Below are 18292 nucleotides of genomic sequence, written 5' to 3' on the forward strand. Positions count from 1 at the left end.
TCGGCAGGCTGCCCAGGGTCATCGTCGGTCAGGGGGTCGGTTCGCCGACGGGGGTCGGCAGGCTGCCCAGGGTCATCGTCGGTCTGCCCGACGGAGACGCCGGCCCGCCCGGTGCGCTGCTGCTCGGCGGGAGGGACCCAGTGCCACCGGGCGTGGTCGGACCGGTCGTCGTGGGAGGGGTGGACGGCGGCGCAGTGGACGTCGGTGGGGTCGACGTCGGCGGGGTGGACGTCGGTGCGCTGGACGTCGGTGAGGTGCTGGAGGGTCCGCCCGGGGTGCGGGTCCCCTGCGGCAGCGGCGGGGCGCCGAGGCCGGCGCCGAGCCCACCCGAGGCCGGCGGGATCACCGAGGTCGTCGGCGTCGAGGCCGGCGGGACGACGGGCGCGGTCGTCTGCGCGAGCGCGGGCGGTGCGGCCGCGGAGGGGAGCGAGGGCGGCGGCACGAGGGCAGGGTCGGTCGGGGGGACCGAGGCCCCCGTCGTGGCGGAGGTGGACGACGACGACCGCCGGGTCGAGGGGGCCTGCGCACCGGAGGGCGTGCTCGAGGACCCGTCGGTGGACGCGGGAGCCGCCGGCGCCGACGACGTCGGCAGGGAGTCCGCCGTCCGGGGAGGCTGGACGATCGCGACCGGGTTGGGGACGTCCTTCAACCGGCCCTGCTGCACGGCCGCGATCGCGACGGCCGTTCCCGCGGTGGCCAGCAGCAACGCGCCGACCACGACGACGACCGGCCGCTTGGGCAGTGACCGCGCCTCGCGCGCGACCGGGGCCGCGGGGACCGCGGGCGGGAAGTCGGCGCCGTCGTAGGGGTCCAGCGAAGGACGCGGTTCGACGAAGGCGCGCATCCCGTTCACCCACGCGGGCAGGCGGTCGGGACGCTGGGCGGGGTCGGCGGACAGCGCCTGCAGCAGGAGGTGACCGAGTCCCGGGTGCTGGGCCGTCAGCGTCGCCGCAGCGAGCTGCCGCTTCACCAGGGCGGGGTCGAGGACACCGTCCGGGGACGTCGAGGGCGGCATGCCGGTGAGGATCAGGACGGCGGTCGCACCGAAGCCGAAGACGTCGCTCGCGGCCGAGGGCAGCGCCCCCTCGCGGACCTCCGGGGCGGTGTAGGCGCCGACGGAGCGCTGCGCGACGGGACCGCGGCGCAGGCCGCCGAGGCTCGCGCCCGAGAGCCGGACCCCGTCCGCGGGCCAGAACCCGCCGAGGCGGACCGAACGCGGGGTGATGTCGCCGTGCACGACGGGCGGGGCGTCCTCGGAACCGCGGTGCAGTTCCTGCAGGACGCCGGCGGCGGTCGCGAGGACGGTGAAGCGTTCCTCGACGCTGGCGCCCGGGTCGTCGCGCAGCCAGTCGGCGACGGAGCGCCCCGCGGCCTGCTCGAGGACGGCGTAGTTCCACTCCCGGGCGTCGGGGTCGGCCCGGCCCGGCCGGTGCGGGGCGGGACCCGCGAACGTGGAGACGACCCCGGCCAGGCGGGCGTGGCGGACCCGGGCGAGACCGGCGGCGCGTTCGCGCCACAGCACCTCGGGCGGGGTCGTGACCACGTCGCCACCGTTGTCGTCGCCGGTGTGCACGACCTCGAGGCCGTCGGTGACCGTCGGGCGCAACGCGGCCAGGGTGAACAGCGCCTCACCCGTCGCGGCACGGTGGTCGATCACGTGCCACGCCTCGTCGGCGCCTTCGGCCTCACCGAGCAGCTCGTACCGGTCCGGATCGTCAGCGGGTCCCGCGTGGTGACGGACGAGCGAAGGAGCGTCGGATGAGGTCAGCCTGTCGTCAGGCCAGCCCTCGGTCGTCACCTGCGGCACCTCCGCACCTCGGCGGTGCCGCGCCTCAGGACGAGGGCGCACCGTGTTCGGGGCTCCATGATGCCCCACGCGGAGCAGCGCTCGGACCCGAACGCAGCACTCACGGGACGAAACCTTGAAGTTCACCGGCCGGCGCGCTATGGGACACCCGGGACGAGCGCCGCGCGGGCGGGTTCCACGCCCTGCAGGCGCACCTCGCGGCGGGGTCCGGCCGCCCAGTCGGCGACGTCGAGGCGCAGGCGCTGCTGCACCGCGACGTCTCCCCCGCGCACGCTCCGGTGCTGTCCGTCCTCCCGGTAGCCGAGCCGGCGCGAGACCGCGAGCGACCGCGGGTTGTCGAGGTAGGCCTCGCTGCGGGCGCAGACCGCGCCGAACCCCTCGAACGCCAGGTGCAGGACGGCCGCCCGCATGAGCGGCCCGGTCCCGCGGCCCTGGTGCTCCAGGCCGAGCCAGGACCCGGTGACGACCTCGCGCAGGACGGGGAACCCGTTCGCCTCCAGGGACTGCGTCCCGACGACGACCCCGCCCCGGCGGACGACGAAGTCGAGGCGCCACGCCTCCGGTGACCAGCCGCTCCAGCCGCTGAGCTGCCAGCGCAGGGTCCGGCGGGCGCGTTCGGCCGGTGCGCCGTCGGTCCAGGGGTTCGCGAAGGGCATGGCGCCGGGGGCGTGGACGCCGCCGGCCGCGACCGCGGCGAGTTCCACGACCCCGTCGAGGTCCCCGGTGCGCAGTTCGACGTCACCCTCGGGGTCCGGCACGACGAGGCGGAGGTCGGCGAAGGGGTGCAGGTCGACGGGGAGCACGTCCCGAGCCTGCCGGGTTCCGCGACCCCGGGGCCAGCCGTTTCCGCCGCTACGGCTGGTCGAAGATCGTCACCCGCGGCGGAACTCCGTCGAACGCGCTGACCTGGACCGTCGCGTGCTGACCGGTGCAGGCCTGCGCGAGCCGGGAGGAACCGACGTCGCGGGTGAGGACGTTGACGTTGCCGTACCCGCAGGTGACCCCGGCCGCGGCCCCCGCGACGGGGTCGAACCAGGAACCGGTGGACATCTGCACGACGCCCTCCCGGACGGCGTCGGAGACGACGAGTCCCCCCAGGCAACTGCCGCGGCGGCTGCGCAGCACGACGACCTGACCGTCGTGCAGCCCCCGGGCGGCGGCGTCGCGGGCGTGCATGCGGACGGGTTCGCGGCCGGCGACCTTGCCCGCCTGCGACGTCGCGCCGTGGTCGAGCTGGCTGTGCAGCCGCGTCGCGGGGTTGTTCGCCACCAACCGCAGCGGGAACTCCCCGTCGGGTTCCTCCTCGGGCGCCAGCCAGACGGGGTGGCCGGGGCAGTCGTCGTAGCCGAAACCCGCGATGGTGCTCGAGTGCAGTTCGATCCGGCCGCTGGGGGTGCGCAACGGGAACGTCTCCGGGTCCGCCCGGAAGGAGGCGAACATGACCTTCTCGCCGGGTTCGACGGGCAGCGCGAACTCCCCCGCGGCGACGAACTCGGCGTAGGTCGGGGCGAGGATCCCGGCCCGGGACGCCGGGCCGGAACGCCACTCCTCGTAGAGGTGCTCGACCCACTCCTGCGCCGTGCGCCCCTCGGTGAACCGGTCACCGACGCCGAGGCGCCGCGCGAGGTCGGCGAGGACGGCGTGGTCGTCGCGGGCCTCGCCGAGGGGGGCGTGCACCCGGCCCATCGCGATGAGCCGGTCGTCGTAGCGGGCGGCGCCGATGTCGTCGCGTTCCAGGGTCGTCGTCGCGGCGAACACGACGTCGGCGTGGCGGGCGGTGGAGGTCCAGAACGGGTCGTGGACGATGACCGTCTCGGCCGCGCGGAACGCGCGCTGCAGGCGCTGCAGGTCCTGGTGGTGGTGGAAGGGGTTGCCCCCCGCCCAGTGCACGATCCGCAGGTGCGGGTAGTCCTCGTGCCGGCCGTCGACCTCGTACGGTTCGCCGGGGTGCAGCAGGGCGTCGGAGATGCGGGCGACGGGGATGCGGACCCGCAACGGGTCGGCGAACTGCGGGAACGTCGGCAGCGGGTAGCTGCCGGCGCGTTTCCCGACGCCTCCGGTGGAGGCGTAGCCGTGCCCGAAACCGCCCCCGGGCAGGCCGATCTGGCCGATCATCGCGGCGAACGCGACGGCGGCCCACAGGGGTTGCTCCCCGAACCGGGCGCGGGCCACGGACCAGCTGACCATGACCATGGTCCGGCCGCGGACGGCACGGCGGGCGAGGTCGCGGATGCGCCCGGCGGGGATCCCGCAGATCTCCGCCGCCCACTCCGGGGTCTTCTCGACCCCGTCGTCGCCCCCGCGCAGGGAGTGCAGGAACTCCTGCGACCCCGCGGTGTGCGTGGCGAGGAAGTCCGCGTCGCAGGTGCCGTCGGTGAGCAGGACGTGGCACATCGCCAGCAGCAGCGCCGTGTCGGTCCCCGGGACGACGTCGAGCCAGTCGGCGTCGAGCTCGGTGGCGAGGTCGTCGCGCAGCGGGGACACCAGGACGAACTCGGCGCCGCGCGCCTTCGCCGACCGCAGCCGCCCGGCCACCTCGTGCCGGCTGATGCCGCCGCTGGCGACCTCGGAGTTCTTCGCGGGCAACCCGCCGAAGGCGATGACGAGGTCGGTGTGGGCCTCGACGCTGCTCCACGCGGTGGGCGAGATCAGCGGTTCCTGGCTGCCGACGATCCGCGGCATCAGCACCTCACCGACGCCGTGGCTGTACGTCCACGTGGAGCGGACGGCACCGCCCAGGACGTTGGAGAACCGGTGCAGCTGGCTCTGGGAGTGGTGGAAGCGTCCGGCGCTGGCCCAGCCGTAGGACCCGGCGTAGACGGCCCGCGGGCCGTGCTCCGCGAGCACCCGGGTGTAGTCGGCCGCGACCCGGTCGAGCAGTTCGTCCCACCCGACGGCGAGGAACTCGTCGCGGCCCCGGCGCTCGTCGGGTCCGGGTCCGTCCTCCCACCAGCCGCGGCGCACGTGCGGTCGCAGCACCCGCGCCCTGGGGGTGGCCGCGACCGGCACGTTGTGCAGCAACGACGACGGCGCCGGGTCATCAGGGTGCGGGGTGACCCGCAGCCCCTCGCCGTCGGGGGTGGCGTGGAAGGCCCCCCAGTGGGAGGAGTGCGGGATCCCGGAGCTGCTCACCGCCCCAGGATCGCCGATGCGGCGGGTCGCTCGGAGCACGCGTCGCTCCCCGCCGCGGGAGCGGGCGGGCGACGGTCCGGTACCGGCGTGGTCACGATTCGGATTCACCCGGACGGAGTACTCAAGTCCGCGGCCGGACCTGCCGAGGAGGGGGTCATGATCGCGAGAGTCCACGACCTCCGGACGGGTGGCCACACCGTCGACCGTTCGGACGAACGGACGGAGCAGCCGCAGCGCCTGCGCGGTGGTGGCGTCCGGCTCGGGGTCACGACCGCCGTCGTCGTGGCGGTCCTGTCGGTGGTGGCGCCGTTCCTGGCCGGGTCCCAGGGCCCGGCCGGCGTCGTCTGGTGGCCGGCCGCGGGGGCGGCTCTGGCCCTGGCGGTGCGCCGACCGGCCCGGCGGTGGTGGTGCGTCGCCGGGACGCTCGTCGGGGCCGTGGCCGCGAACAAGGTTCCCGGCGGGGTCGGGGACGGCACGACGGTGATCGCGAGCGCGCAGGCGCTGCAGTGCGGGGTCGGCGCTGCCGTCGTCTCCGTGCTCGGCCGAGGGGAGTCTGCGAGCTCGCGCACCGGTCTGCGCCTGCGACGGGGTCGCGACGCGTGGCGCCTGACCGGCGGCGCACTGGCCGGGGTGGCCGCGGCGGCGCTGCTGCTGCTGCAGACCTCGGAGTCCGGCAGCACGGTGGCCTACGCCCTCAGCCAGCTGCTGGGCATCCTGCTCGTCGCACCGCTGATGCTGATGCCCCGCCCGCCACGGACCGGCACCGGGGACCACCGCGCCCGGGCCGCGATCTCGGAGTGGGTGCTCGTCCTCATCCTCTCCGCCGTCGTCTCCGCCGCGGTCCTCCACCACGGCGCCGTCGGCCCCTGGTCGTTCCTCGTCGTACTGCCGATCCTCTGGGGTGCAGCCCGTCTCGGGGTCGGCCGTGCGCTCTCCTGCCAGCTCGTCGTCGCGGTGATCGCGACCGCCGGGGCCGGCGGGCACCCCGCCGGCGGGCAGGGGCCGGTGGCGCTGCAGGCGCTGCTCTTCACCTCCGGTGCCGTCGCGCTGGTCATGTCGCTGGTCGTCCGCTCCCGCGAACGGGCCGTCGTCACCGCCTCCCGCCGCGAGGAGGTGTTCCGCCGGACCTTCGACGACGCCCTCCTCGGGGTCGCGCTGCTGCGGCTGCGCCCCGACGGTTCGGCCGTCGTCGCCCGCGTCAACGACCGCCTGCAGTCGATGCTCGGGGTCGAGGTGGAGGTCGGCTCCGACTGGTCCGAGCAGGTCCACCCCGACCAGCGCGGGACCTTCGTCGCGGCCGTCGCCGAGATGGCCGACGAGGTCGTCGCCGGTCGCAACGCCCACTGGCACGCCGAACTCCAGCACGGTGACGGGGAGGTCTGGCTGGAACTGGCGGCAGCGGCCTGGCCGACCCCGGGTGAGAACGGTCCGGGCGAGGTCGGCGCCGTCGTCCAGGTCGCCGACGTCACCCAGCGCCGCCTCGTCCAGCGCCGCCTGCGCGAGGCCGCGCTGCACGACCCGCTGACCGGCCTGCCCAACCGCACCCTCCTCGAGGACCGGCTGCGGCACGCGCTGTCCGCCGCGCACCGCAGCGGCAACCACGTCGCCCTGCTCTACTGCGACCTCGACGACTTCAAGCCCGTCAACGACACCGGCGGCCACGCCGCCGGCGACCACGTCCTCATCGGCGTCGCCGAACGCCTCGCCGCGGCCGTCCGTCCCGGCGACACCGTGGCCCGCCTCGGGGGCGACGAGTTCGCCGTCGTCTGCCCCGACCTGCCCGACGAGGCCGCCGCGGCCGCCGTCGCCGAACGCGTCGTCGCCGCGATGACCGACCCCTTCCCCGTCGCCGGCTGGGAGTTCAAGGTCGGCATCAGCGTCGGGCTCGCGATGGCGGACCTCGACCAGGACGCCGCGCGCGTCCTGCAGCAGGCCGACGCCGCGATGTACGAGGCGAAGGGTTCCGGCAAGGGCCGAGTCCGCAGCGCCGGCCCCGCTCCCCGCACCATCGACCTGCGCCACGCGGGCGCCTGAACCTCAGCCCGGGTAGCGCTCGAACGGGCCGACCGTCTCGGCGCTCGCGATGCCGTCCAGCACCGCGTCCCGCACGACGTCGGCGGTGACCCGCTGCAGGTCCACGAGTTCGCGGACCCGGGCGGCCCGCTCCGCCGCGAGCGGGACCGTCCCCGTCGCGAGCGCGAAGACGGTGTCGCCGTCGGCGAGGGTGTGCACGGGGTTCAACGCCCGGGCCAGGCCGTCGTGGGCGACCGTCGCGGTCCGCGACGTCTCCGCCGGGTCGAGCAGCGCGTTCGTGGCGACCACGACGAGCGTGGTGTTCAGCGGCCCCGGTTCGACGGGTCCCGCAGCGGGCCCCGTCACGGGCAGCCCCACGGCGTTGACGACCGCGAGCGCCGCCACGACCACCTCGCCCGAGCGGGCCGAGGCGGACCCCACCCCGCCCTTGAACCGGCCCCCGACGACCGCACCGGTCCCGGCGCCCGCGACCCCGCGTTCGACGGGGCCGGGGTGGGCGGAAGCGGCTGCGTCGTAGCCCATCTGCTCGGTGGGGTGGTTGCCGAAGACCCCACCGCGGCCGAGGTCGAAGACCGCCGCGGCGGGCACGATCGGGACGACCTCGCCCGGGCCGGGACCGACGGGGAACCCGCGGCCCCGCTCGGCGAGCCACCGCTGCACGCCGTGGGCGGTGACGAGGCCGTAGGCGGAACCTCCGGCGAGCACGACGGCGTCGACCGTCGGCACCAGGGTCCGCGGGTCGAGGGCGTCGGTCTCGTGGGTCCCGGGCCCACCGCCGCGCACGTCGACCCCGCCGACCGTGCCCGGGGGGACGAGGACGGCGGTGACGCCGGTGAGCCAGCCGTCACCCCGGCGGGTGACGTGGCCGACCTCGAGGCCGGGGACGTCGGTGAGGGAACCGTTCACCGAGCCCACGCTAGTTCCGCCGCGCGGGGACGGGCGCCGGGGGTGAACGTGGCGCCATGACCAACGCGCCCTCCGCCCGCCCGACGGGCATCCACCACGTCCGGCTCACCGTGACGGACATCGCCCGCTCCAAGGCCTTCTACGAGGACGTGTTCGGGGTCCACCCCGTCGTGGACTTCAGCGACCGGGTCGAGGAGGCGGGGGTCCGCGAGGACCCCGAGCGGATGTTCGGCGGGTGCGCGTTCGCCGTCGGCGACCAGGTCCTCGGCCTGCGTCCGGCCGCTGCCGCCGGGGACTCCTTCGCCTCCACCCGCGTCGGTCTGGACCACCTGAGCCTGGCGGTCGCCTCGACCGCCGACCTCGCCGCGGCGGCCGAGCGGCTGACCGGACGCGGGGTCGAGCACGGCGAGATCGTCGAGCTGACGGAGATGGGCATCGCGATCCTGTCGCTGCAGGACCCCGACGACATCAACCTGGAGCTGACCGCGCCGCTCTGACTCGGGGGTCCGGGATCAGGGGAACCGCACGGCGAGGAGGGCGCAGTCGTCCTCGCCGCGCGTCCCGACGAGTTCGGCGAGCAGTTCGTCGAGGAGCGCGTCCAGGCCCGCGCCGACGTGGCGGGTCAGGGAGGACCGGACGCGTTCGATCCCGCCGGTGAGGCTGTGCCCGCGGTGCTCGATGAGCCCGTCGCTGTAGAGCAGGAGCGTCGCCCCCCGCGGGACGTCGACGACGTGCTCGTGGCGCTCGACCTCGGGCAGCAACCCGACGAGCAGGTCGGCGGGGCGGTGGAGCAGTTCGGTCGTCCCGTCGGGGTGCAGCAGCACCGGCGGCGGGTGTCCCGCGTTCGTCCACCGCAACCGGTAGCCCGCACCGGAGGCCTCGACCCGCGCGAGGACCAGCGTCGCCAACCCGTCCACGCCGAGACCGGACATCCCCCGGTCCAGACGCGACACCAGCTCCGCGGGGGTCCCGGCCCGGTCCCACACGAAGGCCCGCAGCAGTCCCCGGACCTGGCCCATCGTGGCCGCGGCCACCATGTCGTGGCCCGTGACGTCGCCCAGGACGAGGGTCGTGTCCCCCGTGGGCCCGACGACGACGTCGTACCAGTCGCCGCCGATCTCCTCCTCACGGCTGGCCGGGACGTAACGCCCCCGCACCGCGAGCTCACCCGTGGACGCCGGCAGCCGCGGCAGCAACGACCGCTGCAGCACCTCCGCCCGGGAACGCCGCTCGGCGTCCAGGGTCGCGCGGTCGAGGGCCTGGGCGGTGAACCGGGCCAACGCGCTCCACACGTCGGCCTCGTCCGAGAGCGTGAGGCGCTCGGAGCCCCAGAGCAGGCACAGCACGCCGATCAGCCGGTCCTGCACCAGCAGCGGCAGGTACGCCGACGCCGCGAAGACGGGCAGCGCTGCCTGCGCCTCGACGTCGGGGAAGGCGGCGCGCAACTGCCCGACGTCGGCGAAGAGCAGCGGGCGGCGCTCGCGGGCGGCGCAGGCGGCGGGCACCGGTGCGTCGAGGTCGACGAGCTCCCACCCGGCCCCGGTGCCGGGCGGCAGGGTCGTGAGGTCGGCGAATCGCAGCCGCCGGTTCCCCGCCTCGGGCAGCAGCAGTCCGCTCCAGGCCCCGCCCAGCCAGGACCGGGTGACGCTGGCGACGGTCGCACTGACCTCCGCGACGGTCCGGGCTCCCACGAGGGCGTCGGCGAGGTTGAGCAGCAGCCGGTTGCGTTCCTCGAGGACGCGCAGGCCCAGCTCGGCGGAACAGGCGGCGGCGAGGTCCTCGAGCACCTCGATCTGCTCGGCGGTCCACCGCCGCGGTGCCCTGTCGATGGCGCAGAGGACACCCACGACGGGCGAGGTCGGGTCCGCGACCCCGGTCCGGGGGTCGGGCAGGCGCAGCGGCGCGCCCGCGTAGGCCACGACGCCGAGGTCGGGGATGGCGAGGGAGTCGGCGGTCAGCGGGTCGAGCCGGGCGTCCTCGACGGCGAAGACCTTGCCGGAGGTGACGACGTGCTGGCACAACGAGTGGGTCAGCGGGGTCTGGCGCCGGGTCTGCCACGGTTCGGGCAGTCCGACCGCCCCGGGGAAGACCTGACCGTCGCGGCTGACCATCGACACCAGCGCCACGGGCGTGCCGAGGGCGAGGGTCCCCAGCCGGGCGAACCGGTCGAAGTCCGCGTCCGGGTGCGCGGGCAGCAGGGTGGTGCTGCTCAGTCCGCGAACCCGTTCCTCCACCGGAGCATCATGCCCGCTGCGTGCGCTCCCGAGCGCCGGTCGGGCGATCGGGGGGGGCGTCCCGGTTGCCGACGTGGGACCGGGTGCCAGAGTTGGTTCCACACGAGTGGGGACGAACGGGAGTGGCATGACGCGTCTGGAGCTGCGGGCTGACCCGTCGGCTGCTCGGCGTGCCCGGTCCTGGCTGCGCGACGAGTTCGCCGCCGTGGACCTCCCGACCCGCGTCCGGCAGACGCTGGAGCTGCTCACCACGGAACTGGTCACCAACGCCGTGCGCTACGGCGGGGAGCCCATCGAGGTGCGCCTGCGCCGCGCGGTCGGGTCCGTGCGGGTCTCGGTCAGCGACGGCGGGCCGGGGACGCCGGAGGTGCGCCACGTCCCCCCGACCGCCACCGGAGGGCGGGGTGTCGCGCTCGTCGACACCCTCGCCCTGCGGTGGGGTTCGGACGCTGCGGGGGCGGGCAAGACCGTCTGGTTCGAGCTCGCCCTGCAGTGACCGGGACGGTGCTCAGCCCAGGACGTCCGGGTCCGGCCCGGTCCGTTCGGCGCGCTCGAGCCCGCTGATCGCCGCGACCTGCTCGCCGCTCAGCTCGAAGCCGACGACGTCGAAGTTCGACACGATGCGTTCCGGCGTCACGGACTTGGGGATCACGACGTTGCCCTGCTGCAGGTGCCAGCGGATCACGACCTGGGCCGGGGTGCGGCCGAGTTCGTCGGCGATGCCCGTGATCACCGGGTCGGAGACGAGGTCGAGGCGCTGGGCCAGCGGGCTCCACGCCTCGGTCGCGATGCCGTGCTCGGCGTGGAAGGCGCGCAGGTCCTCCTGGACGAGGTAGGGGTGGACCTCGACCTGGTTGACCGTGGGGACGGTGCCGGTCTCGTCGAGGAGCTTGCGCAGGTGGGTCTTCTGGAAGTTCGAGACGCCGATGGTGCGGACGCGTCCCGACGCCTTGATCTCCTCGAACGCCTTCCAGGTCTCGACGTAGTCGTCGGCCTGCATCGGCCAGTGGATGAGGTAGAGGTCGAGGTAGTCGAGCGCGAGCTTGGACATCGACGCGTCGAAGGCCGCGAGGGTCTTGTCCCGGCCGTGGTCCTCGTTGGCGAGTTTGGTGGTGATGAACACGTCTTCGCGGGGGATCCCGCTGGCGTGCAGGGCGTCACCGACACCGGCCTCGTTGCCGTACCCGGCGGCGGTGTCGATGTGGCGGTAGCCGGCCTGCAGGGCCTGCAGCACGACCTCCGCGGTCTGCTCCGGCGGAACCTGCCAGACGCCGAACCCCAGCTGGGGGATCTCGACGCCGTCGTGCAACTTCACGAGAGGTACCTGGGTCATGCCGAAACCCTATTGCGCACTCCCCACCCCGGCGAGGCGGACCGTCAGCCAGTCGCGGAACGCCGCGGCCGACAGGGGTTCGGCGTGCAGGAACCCCTGCGTCGTGTCGCAGCCCATCTCGCGCAGGACCTCCAGCGTCGCCAGGTCCTCGACCCCCTCCCCCACGATCCGCACCCCGAGTTCGTGCCCGAGCCAGATGGTGGAGGCGACGATCGCGGCCGAGCGCGGGTCGCGGGCGATGTCGGCGACGAAACCCCGGTCGAGCTTCACCTCCGCCACCGGGAGTTCCTTGAGGTAGGCCAGTGAGGAGTACCCCGTCCCGAAGTCGTCGATCGACAACGCGACCCCGAGTTCCCGCAGGCCGTCGAGGACGGAGCGGGTCCGGGGGGACCGGCTCATGAGGACCGTCTCGGTGATCTCCAGACCGAGCCCGGCGGGTTCCACCGAGTGCCGACCCAGGAGTTCCGCGACCCGGGTGGGCAGGTCGACGTCGAGCAGGTTCGTCGCCGAGAGGTTCACCGCCAGCCGCAACCGCGCCCCGGGGAAATCGGCGCGCCAGGACGCCGCCGCGGCGAGCGCGTCATCGAGGACCCGGTGGGTGAGGTGGCCCATCAGCCCGTGCCGTTCGGCCTCGTCGAGGAACTCCACGGGGCTGAGCAGGCCCAGGTCGGGGTGGTCCCAGCGGACCAGGGCCTCGGCTCCGACGACGGCGCCGTCGGCGACGTCGAGCTGCGGCTGGAAGAGCACGCGCAGGTGCCCGCAGGCCCCGGGCACCTCACCGGGGTCGGCGAGGCCCAGGGCGGAGCGCAGCTGGGTCATGAGGGTCAGGCTGCCCCGGCCGCGGGCGGTCCCCCCGGGTTCACCGGACCCGAACGCGCACACCCGCCCGCCCAGCATCTTCGCCTCGTACATGGCGATGTCCGCGCACCGCAGCAGGTCGGACGGGCGCTGGGCGTCGTGCGGGTAGCCCGCGACCCCGATGCTCGCGGCGACGTGGACGCGGTGCCCGAGCAGGTCGTAGGAACGGACCATCGCGGTGTGCAGGGCGACGGCGTCGGCGACGGCGCCCGCCGGGTCGGCGTCGGGGATCAGCAGCGCGATCTCGTCCCCGCCCAACCGGGCGACCAGGACGGCAGCCGGGGCCGCCTGGACGAGCTGACGGACCACCTGGCGCAGGAGCTCGTCACCGGCGGCGTGCCCGAGGCCGTCGTTGACCTCCTTGAACCGGTCGAGGTCGACGAGCGCGAGACCGAACGGCTGCTCGCTCGCGCACCGCCGTTCCAGGTCGGCGAGCAGCGCCCGGCGGTTCGCGATGCCCGTCAGGTCGTCGGTGAGGGCCTCACGGCGCAAGGTCGCGAGCTCCAGGAGTTCCTGCTGCGAGAGGACCATCCGCACGACGGCGGCGGCCGCGGCTCCCGCGGCCAGCCAGATCGCCGAGTCCGTCAACGGGTGCACGTGGTCCACGACGAGCAACGCGAAGCAGGCGGGCAGCACGACCGCGGGCGTGATCACGATGGAGATCCGGGAACGGGCGCGCGGGCCGACGGCCGTCCGCACCTGCAGGGCGGAGACCCCGAGCAGGGCGATCCCGACGACGGCGATCCCGTCGACGCCGCTGCCCGGGGCGTAGCGGCCGGCGATCGAGACGACGGCGAACGTGGTGTCCGCCGCGACCAGCCAGGCGAAGCCCGCGGCGGGCAACCACCACCGCCCGCCCGTGCGCAGGGCGGTGAGGACGCTGCCCACCAGCAGGAGCGCGTCGACCACGACGAGCATCACCCACGTCGTGACCGCCGCGGACGGCAACCCGCTGGCGCCGACGAGGGGTCGCACCAGGAACTCCTGAGCGAGGGCCGCGACGAGCAGGACGATCCCGAGGGCCTCGGCGACGTACCCGACGCGCCAGCGCTTCGCCCCCACCCAGACCAGCCGGACGATCGCGACGAGCATGGCCCCGTAGCCCACCACGTAGCCGACGTCCAGCCCGGTGATCCCGCGCACCCCGCGCCCGAGGACCGCCTCGGCGACGTCGAAGGCGATCTCGGAGGCGCAGTACGCCCCCACACCGAGCGCCAGCACGGCCCAGAACGGGCTGATCCGCCGGCAGTGCCAGGCCCGCCACCCCAGGGCCACGAGGGCCGCGACCTCGACGCCGTTGCCCAGGGTCGCGTCCGCGAAGCGGCCACTGCCCGAGGGGAGCAGTCCGAGGGCCACGCCGAGGCACACCACCCCGTAGGCCAGGGCCGTGAAGAGCAGGACCCAGCTCGCCCGGTTGGCCCGTCGCAGGGTCACGGCGTCGACCGGGAACTCCTGCGCCACGCGTCAGCCCTCCCCGGTGACCGGGTGCCGGACGTCCGCAGCGCGCGGCTGCGGGACCCGCAGCACGGCACCTGACGAGACGACGCTCACGAAGAGAGATGTTGCCCTACTCTGCGTCGCCGTGGGGCCGTTCCGCCGGTCCGTCGGCCCCCACCCGGTTCACCTGCCCGCCGCCGGCCCCCCACCTGCGGGGACGCCCGTCGTGGGCAGGGTGACGGCCCGGTCGCGCAGGTCGACGACCCGTGGTCCCGCGGGCGGACGGCGGTCGAGGGTGGCGGCCAGGTGGTCCGTCGCCGCCCGCACCGCACCGGCGGCGCTCACCAGGCCCGGCACCGCGACGAAACCGTGCGGTACCCCCTCGACGAGCACGCGGCGGACGTCCACCCCCGCCGCGAGCAGCCGCTCGGCGTACTCGCACGCCTCGTCGCGCAACGGGTCCGCACCCGCGACGACGACCGTCGCCGGGGCCAGACCGCTCGCGTCGGGGATCCGCAGCGGCGAGACGTCCGGACGGCGACGCGTCGCGCGGTCCGGCACGTACATCCGCCAGAACCACGCCAGGTCCTCCAGGGAGAGTCCCAGGCCCGCTCCGAACTCCCGGTGGGACGGCCGGTCGAGGTCGCAGTCCAGGACGGGGCAGAACAACGACTGGTGGACGATCGGCGGGACGAACCCCGACCGCGAGCGCAACGCCAGGACGGCCGCGAGCTGGCCTCCCGCGCCGAGACCCGCCACGACGAGCGGACCCGCGAACCCTTCGACGTCTCCGTCGGCCAGCGCACCCAGCAGGGTCGCGGAGTCCTCGAGCGCCGCCGGGTAGGGGTGCTCCGGCGCGAGCCGGTACCCCAGGCTCAGCACCGCCACCCCGGCGCCCGTCGCGATCGCGCGGCAGAGCGAGTCGTCGACGTCGCGCTCCCCCAGCGCCCACCCCCCGCCGTGCAGGTAGAGGACGCTGGCCCGGCTCCCGGTGCGCGGCAGGTAGGTGCGCGCCGGCAGGGGACCGGCCGCCCCGCGGACGGTGACGTCGCGCACCACGAGCGCGGCGTCCTCGACCGGTCCCGGCGCGTCCTGCCGGGCCCGGGCCCGGGCCACCGCGATGCCGGCCAGGTGGCGCGGCACCAGCCGGCCCGTCTCCCGCTCGCGGCGGGCGACCAGCCGGGCCGCCTGGGGATCGCTCAGCCGGGGATCGAGCTCGACGTCCGCCGGACCGCCCGGGGTCGGGTGGAGCGCGGACGTCACCGAGGCCGACGCCGACGCCGTCACCGACCGGATCCCTCGGGAGGAGGGGCCCGCCATCAGGAACGCCCCGGGAGCGCGCGGTCCTGCGCCCGTCGGCGGACGACGGCCTCGACGGCGTCCCACGTGGGACGCCGGTGGGCCAGGCAGGCGCTCGCGAGCGCCTCGGCGTCGTGCGCCGCGAGGGCCGCCAGGACGGGGCGGTGCTCGGCGACGGCCTCCCCGACGCGGTGCGGGACGGCGTCGAGGGCCGCGGCGACGGCCAGGTGCCAGGACCCGTTGAGCGACTCCACCAGCGCCTGCAGCCGCGGGGACCGGGTCGCCGCCGTGAGGAGGTCGTGGAAGGCGGCGTCCAGGGGGGCGTGCTCCTCGGGTGTCCGGACCTGCTCCAGTCGCTCCTGCACCGAGCGCATCCGGGCGAGTTCTTCGGGCGTGACGCGTTCCGCGGCCAACCGGGCCACCAGCGGTTCGACCGCCTCGAGGAGCATCCGGATCTCGAGGAGCTCCGTGAGGTCCACCAACCGCACCGTCGCGCCGCGACGCGGGTCGAAGCGGACGTAGCCCTCCGCCGCGAGGTCGCGCAGCGCCTCCCGCACGGGGGCGACGCTCACCTGGAGGTCGGCGGCGAGGGCGCTCTGCCGCAGGTGCTCCCCCGGCTTCCGGACGCCGGAGAGGATGTCGTCGCGCAGCGAGCGGCTGACGCGTTCGTGGACCGTCGTCCGCGGGGGCCCGGTCTCCACGAGTGCCCCGCTCATGCGGGGTGACCGCCGGCAGGACCCGGCAGGACGCCGCGGCGGGGGCGGGGCTGGGTCATCGAAGGCCTCTCGGTCGCGGGGTGGAGGACGGACGTCGGGGCTCCGATCCTCGGTGCCGCGATCGCTCCGCGCGTTGCCGTCGTGTTGCGTTCGTGTTGCGCGGAGCCGGGACCGGCGGGCGCGCCGGGGGTCGGGCCAGCGGGCAGGATGACGGCCATGAACGACGTCGCGGACCACGCCGCCTTCACCGCCCGACTCCCCAAGGTCGAGCTGCACCTGCACCTCGAGGGGACGCTGGAACCCGACCTCAAGCTCGAACTCGCCCGTCGCAACGGGATCGACATCGGGCAGCAGAGCGTGGAGGAGGTCCGCGCGACCTACGTCTTCGACTCCCTCGCCTCGTTCCTCGGCGTGTACTACCCGGCGATGGACGTCCTGGTGACCCGGGCCGACTTCCGCGACCTGGCGATGGCGTACTTCCGCAAGGCGGCCTCGCAGAACGTCCGGCACGCGGAGGTGTTCTTCGACCCGCAGGTGCACGTGGCCCGTGGGGTGGCCTTCGAGGACGTCGTCCTCGGCTACCACGACGCCGTGCTCGAGGCGGAGCGCGAGTTCGGGCTCAGTGCGGGCCTGATCCTCTGCATCGTGCGCGACCTGCCGCTGGAGAGCGCGGAGGCCACGATCGAGGCGGCGATGGGTTTCCGCGGGCAGATCGTCGGGATCGGTCTGGACTCCGACGAACGCGGCAACCCGCCCGCGAAGTTCGCGGACCTCTTCGCGAAGGCCCGCGCGGCCGGGTTCAGGCTCACCGCGCACTGCGACATCGACCAGGAGAACACCACGGAGCACCTGCGCCAGGTGATCGAGGACATCGGGGTCGACCGCATCGACCACGGCACGAACGTCGTCGAGGACCCGCGCCTGCTCGCCCTGGTGACCGAGCGCGGGATCGGGTTGACCTGCTGTCCGATCTCGAACTCGTTCGTCACCGACGACTCCAAGGCCCCCGTCATCGCCGACCTGCTGCGCCGCGGGGTGAAGGTGACGGTGAACTCCGACGACCCCGCCTACTTCGGCGGCTACGTCACCGAGAACCTCATCGCCCTCACCCGTGCGGCGGCCCTGGACTTCGACGACCTCATCCAGCTGCAGCGCAACGCGATCGAGGTTTCCTGGGCGAGCGACGAGGTCCGCGAGGGGTTCCTGGCGGAACTCGACGCGTACGAGGTCCTCGCCGCCCCCGACCTCTGAGCGCGCGCGCCGTTCAGCCCGCGGTTCCGGGGGCGCCCAGGAGGCCGCGGGCGGCCAGGTTGTGCATGAGCTCACGGATGCCGAAGGTCCAGTCGGGGGCGTTCTCCGCGGTGTCCACCGTGTTGACCAGGGTGCCGAGGGCGGGCGAGCTGATCGTCACGACGTCGCCCGGGGCGTGCGTGAACCCCTGGCCCGGTGCGTCCCGGTCCTCGGTGGGGGCGAACATCGTCCCGGTGAAGAGGACGAACCCGTCGGGGTAGCGGTGGTGGGGGCCCCAGGCGTGGGCGAGCAGTTCCTCCGGTGTCCGGCTGATCTCGCTCACGGAGTTGACGCCGTTCAGCGTGTAGCCGTCCCGCCCGCGCACGGTGAGCTGCACGTCCTGGGCGACGGCGTCGGCCAGGGTGAAGTCCTCGTCGAAGAGCCGCAGGAACGGTCCGATCGCGCACGAGGCGTTGTTGTCCTTGGCCTCGGTCAGGAGCAGGGCGCTGCGGCCCTCGAAGTCCCGGAGGTTGACGTCGTTGCCGAGGGTGGCGGCGACGGCCCGCCCCCGCGAGGACGCGACCAGGACGAGTTCCGGCTCGGGGTTGTTCCAGGTCGAGCGGGCCAGCACGCCGATCGTCGCCCCGGTGCCGACGGCGGAGAGGACCGGGGCCTTGGTGAAGATCTCCGGGTCCGGCCCGATCCCGACCTCCAGGTACTGCGACCAGAGGCCCTCCGCGCGGAGCACCTGCTTCACCCGCTCGGCTTCGGGGGATCCCGGCCGCACCGAGGAGATCGCCCCGCCGATGACCCCGGCGAGGCGGTCACGCACCTCGCGGGCCAGGGTGGCGTCGCCGGCCGCCCGCTCCTCGACGACCCGTTCGAGCATGCTCGAGACGAAGGTCACCCCGGCCGCCTTGAGGACCTGGAGGTCCACCGGGGCCAGCAGGTGCGGTCGGTCGCGGTGGCCGGCGGTGGTCGCGGCCAGCAGGTCGTCGACGGGCCAGCTCCGTCCCGCCGGTGCCGCCCGGACGAGCTCGACGACGTCCTCGCGGTCGAGCAGTTCGCTGACCGTGCTCGCGACCGCGGTGATGTCGTGGGCCCGACCGCCGCGCACGACGACCACGCACGGGCCGGCGACGTCCGGGTCGTGGAGGCGTCCGACGAGGACGGCGCGGTCGGCGTCGGCGGGCAGGACGGCTCCGGCGGCCGGGAGGTCGGGGGTGGGACGTGACACGGGGACGGCTCCTCGTCGGGCGGCGGTGCGGGAACGCGGTGGGCCCCAGGGTCGCGTGCCGACTCCGGG

Annotated in this window: 14 protein-coding genes; 4 read left to right on the forward strand and 10 right to left on the reverse strand. The window is 74.9% G+C overall.

Annotation, left to right across the window (positions count from 1 at the left end):
• Positions 1-28: 28 nt before the first annotated feature.
• The 3 genes from AC0I8G_RS22905 to AC0I8G_RS22915 all read right to left on the reverse strand — a co-directional run bounded on the left by AC0I8G_RS22905 (position 29) and on the right by AC0I8G_RS22915 (position 4939).
• Complete coding sequence (locus AC0I8G_RS22905; RefSeq protein WP_471732007.1) at positions 29-1657, reverse strand: serine/threonine-protein kinase; 1629 nt, start codon at positions 1655-1657, stop codon at positions 29-31.
• A 287-nt stretch (positions 1658-1944) separates the two neighbouring features.
• On the reverse strand, positions 1945-2610 hold the full coding sequence (locus AC0I8G_RS22910) for a GNAT family N-acetyltransferase (RefSeq protein WP_471732008.1): 666 nt from the start codon (positions 2608-2610) through the stop codon (positions 1945-1947).
• A gap of 49 nt (positions 2611-2659) precedes the next feature.
• Positions 2660-4939 carry a molybdopterin-dependent oxidoreductase gene (locus tag AC0I8G_RS22915; protein WP_471732009.1) on the reverse strand — a complete coding sequence of 760 codons (2280 nt, stop codon included), beginning with the start codon at positions 4937-4939 and terminating at the stop codon, positions 2660-2662.
• Positions 4940-5095: 156 nt separating this feature from the next.
• Here AC0I8G_RS22915 and AC0I8G_RS22920 point away from each other — a divergent pair, with 156 nt between their 5' ends.
• Positions 5096-6973, forward strand: coding sequence for a diguanylate cyclase domain-containing protein (locus AC0I8G_RS22920; protein WP_471732010.1), 1878 nt, complete (start codon positions 5096-5098; stop codon positions 6971-6973).
• A gap of 3 nt (positions 6974-6976) precedes the next feature.
• On the opposite strand, the gene AC0I8G_RS22925 is transcribed toward AC0I8G_RS22920, so the two are convergent.
• On the reverse strand, positions 6977-7879 hold the full coding sequence (locus AC0I8G_RS22925; protein WP_471732011.1) for a P1 family peptidase: 903 nt from the start codon (positions 7877-7879) through the stop codon (positions 6977-6979).
• Between the two features lie 56 nt (positions 7880-7935).
• Here AC0I8G_RS22925 and AC0I8G_RS22930 point away from each other — a divergent pair, with 56 nt between their 5' ends.
• Entirely contained in the window at positions 7936-8376 is a 441-nt protein-coding gene (locus AC0I8G_RS22930; RefSeq protein ID WP_471732012.1) for a VOC family protein, read from the forward strand.
• Between the two features lie 15 nt (positions 8377-8391).
• On the opposite strand, the gene AC0I8G_RS22935 is transcribed toward AC0I8G_RS22930, so the two are convergent.
• Positions 8392-10113 (reverse strand): GAF domain-containing SpoIIE family protein phosphatase, encoded by a 1722-nt coding sequence (locus AC0I8G_RS22935; RefSeq protein WP_471732013.1) that lies wholly within the window; start codon positions 10111-10113, stop codon positions 8392-8394.
• Between the two features lie 127 nt (positions 10114-10240).
• Here AC0I8G_RS22935 and AC0I8G_RS22940 point away from each other — a divergent pair, with 127 nt between their 5' ends.
• Entirely contained in the window at positions 10241-10609 is a 369-nt protein-coding gene (locus tag AC0I8G_RS22940) for an ATP-binding protein (RefSeq protein WP_471732014.1), read from the forward strand.
• Positions 10610-10621: 12 nt separating this feature from the next.
• Here the strand turns inward: AC0I8G_RS22940 and AC0I8G_RS22945 are convergent, their stop codons facing one another.
• The 4 genes from AC0I8G_RS22945 to AC0I8G_RS22960 form a co-directional block, all read right to left on the reverse strand.
• Positions 10622-11446, reverse strand: a complete 825-nt coding sequence (locus AC0I8G_RS22945) for an aldo/keto reductase (RefSeq protein ID WP_471732015.1) — start codon at positions 11444-11446, stop codon at positions 10622-10624.
• Between the two features lie 9 nt (positions 11447-11455).
• A complete protein-coding gene (locus tag AC0I8G_RS22950; protein ID WP_471732016.1) occupies positions 11456-13765 on the reverse strand; it encodes a putative bifunctional diguanylate cyclase/phosphodiesterase in 2310 nt (769 codons plus the stop codon).
• Between the two features lie 159 nt (positions 13766-13924).
• Positions 13925-15028, reverse strand: coding sequence for an alpha/beta hydrolase (locus tag AC0I8G_RS22955; RefSeq protein ID WP_471732017.1), 1104 nt, complete (start codon positions 15026-15028; stop codon positions 13925-13927).
• A 32-nt stretch (positions 15029-15060) separates the two neighbouring features.
• Positions 15061-15756 carry a GntR family transcriptional regulator gene (locus AC0I8G_RS22960; RefSeq protein WP_471732018.1) on the reverse strand — a complete coding sequence of 232 codons (696 nt, stop codon included), beginning with the start codon at positions 15754-15756 and terminating at the stop codon, positions 15061-15063.
• A 216-nt stretch (positions 15757-15972) separates the two neighbouring features.
• Here AC0I8G_RS22960 and add point away from each other — a divergent pair, with 216 nt between their 5' ends.
• Positions 15973-17007, forward strand: coding sequence for an adenosine deaminase (add, locus tag AC0I8G_RS22965; protein WP_380261979.1), 1035 nt, complete (start codon positions 15973-15975; stop codon positions 17005-17007).
• Between the two features lie 13 nt (positions 17008-17020).
• On the opposite strand, the gene AC0I8G_RS22970 is transcribed toward add, so the two are convergent.
• Positions 17021-18223, reverse strand: coding sequence for a fumarylacetoacetate hydrolase family protein (locus AC0I8G_RS22970; protein ID WP_471732019.1), 1203 nt, complete (start codon positions 18221-18223; stop codon positions 17021-17023).
• Positions 18224-18292 lie beyond the last annotated feature (69 nt).

This window comes from Kineococcus sp. AC630, from assembly GCF_979255925.1.